Origin of the sequence: Halococcus sp. AFM35, from assembly GCF_051195015.1 — an archaeon.
Classification (GTDB): Archaea; Halobacteriota; Halobacteria; order Halobacteriales; family Halococcaceae; genus Halococcus.
This window is the reverse complement of record NZ_JBNTJU010000077.1, coordinates 1-2,196: the sequence shown is the minus strand read 5'-3', so window position 1 is coordinate 2,196 and position 2,196 is coordinate 1. Positions and strand designations below refer to the sequence as shown.

The 2,196-nt window shown below is 57.3% G+C and carries 1 protein-coding gene and 1 pseudogene; both read right to left on the bottom strand.

Going from position 1 to position 2,196, the window contains the following annotated elements; genetic code table 11:
* Positions 1 to 234: 234 nt before the first annotated feature.
* Entirely contained in the window at positions 235 to 1,233 is a 999-nt protein-coding gene (locus ACQUQO_RS18120; protein ID WP_435080039.1) for an IS110 family transposase, read from the bottom strand.
* 222 nt (positions 1,234 to 1,455) lie between these two features.
* A pseudogene (locus ACQUQO_RS18115) lies at positions 1,456 to 2,196 on the bottom strand (ISH3 family transposase); the annotation flags it as partial.

Genomic DNA, 2,196 nt, shown 5'->3' with positions numbered 1-2,196 from the left:
AGGAACTCGTCGAATCGCCACGGCCACCTCTGGAAATCCTGCTGGCTGAGTAAACCGCCTCCGTCATTATAGTTGTTTGGGAGGATTGAATTCTGACACACTTGACACGGAAAACCGCCGGCAGGCGCTGGTATATATCGTTATGCGGTCGGTGCTGTAGGTATTCATAATCGAGGCACCAGTCGCTCACGACAGCGGCAGACTCCCCGGAGAGGGACGCCGCTCAGGCGTCCCTCACGCACTCACGCCTGGTGGATTGTACACCTCCTTTCGATCAAGCATATGGTAGATTGAGACCAGTAATTTTCGTGCCGTCGCGACGATTGCTTCTTTCGAACTCATTCGTTTTTGTAGCCGGTCATAGAACCGGCTCAAGTACTCATCGTGACTCTTGTGGACTGCTGTATGAGCACTCTGAACGAGTATCCAGCGGAGATCACCGGATCCTGTTTTGGAGATCCCGCCTTCGAACCGCGAGTCGCCAGACTCGCGGATCACCGGGTTGAGTCCTGCAAAGCTCACCGCTTGTTTCGAACCGTCGAATCGTTCGATCTCACCGAGTTCAGCGTAGATCAACAACGCCGAGTAAGAGCTGACACCCGGAATCGTCATCAAGAGCTGCGTCTCGGAAAGAGACGCAGCTCGATCTTCGATCTCTTCTTCGAGCGAGGCGATCCGTTCGGTGAACGCGTCGATCGTTTCGAGATACGTCTCAAGGAGTGTCTCCCACGGCGCTTCCAGTGAAAGCCCATCAAGAAACTCGCGTCCTTCGACGCTGAGTGGTTTCACTTTGCGCGTGATCCCTTGCTGATCGAGCAGTCCATGGATCTTGTTGACGTATTCTGTGCGATCCTCAACGAAGCTTTTCCGGCCGCGCACGAGTGCGCGGCACTCTCTGATCTCCTCAGGCGGCACGTAACTCTCAGGAATCGATCCCAACCGAACCAGTCGCGCGAGTTCTATTGCATCAACTCGATCAGTTTTTCGATCCGAATTGGCGATCAGCTTCAACTCCGCTGGGTTAGCTACGCTGACATCTAGATACTCGTCGAGTGTATCGTGGATGGTGTAGTAGTTCCCGGTTGCTTCAATCGCCGCTTCACTCCCAGCATACTGCTGGGCGATCTCGTCGAGGTTCGCGTTTTCGACGCGAACCTCTCTAACAATCTCACCATCTTCGTTGCGCACTGCAACTTGCGATTCGCGCTTGTGGACGTCGATTCCTAGGTACATCGTTTCCTCCGGAGCGCTAATGCGTGATGTAGAGAGCCACCTCTTCGGGCTTTCCCGGCTGCCGCCCGGAGCGGCAGCCGGGCTGGTGCGCCCAGTACTCGGCTTCCTTCGCATTTGGACCAGTCAGAGGCTCGCGCTCTGTTGCGCTGGCCATGGCTCGGTCTCTTGCGCCCCATGTTTTCCATCACGCTTTGGGGGGATAGCAGGATTTCCATCGAGTCAGAGGCGTCGCGCGCCTCGGCGCGGCGACGCCACGTACTCCCAGTGGAGATACCGCCATGCATTCTGGAGCAAGAAGCTAATCAGCACGTACAGAAACCGCACCGCCGGATTCTGTGTCGTCGTCATCGCAATACTTCGTTCGGACAAACGGTAGGTCGATTCGATACCGAATCGACGGCTGTAGTATTTCCGAGCCTGATGTGGCGTCTCGATGAACGGCGCGTCGACGGCGTAGCCGTGACGCGCCACACCTTCCTCGTCGTACTTCCCTTGCTGGTACGTACAGTCGATGTAGACCGGGAAATCGACGGTCCACGTGTGACCGTCGATTTCGCCTTGAAGCTCGTGGTCGATGGTGCGGCTCCAGCCTTCACTCAGTTCGCTCTGGATCGCTTCACCCCACTTCACGATCGGCATGACGTACGCATAGTTGTGGGCGGCGAGCAGCGTCAAACAGTACGTATCGTAGAACTCGCGGTCGAGGTAGACGGCCTTGACCGCGAGGTCAAGGCCTTCGAGCACGCCGAGCAGTTCCGCAAGAATCGAGCTGGCGGTGTCGCCGTCGGTCAGACGGCGCACCGCCAGCGTGTAGCGTTTGTTGCGTACGCGGGCGTAGAGCGTGGCGTACCCGTGGAATGTGGTTGTTCCGGCTTTGGCGAGTGACTCGTAGAGTTCCTCCGTGGAGTCGTACTCCTCGCCGTAGTACGGACGGAGGTGGAGGTCGGCGACGACCTCCACCGG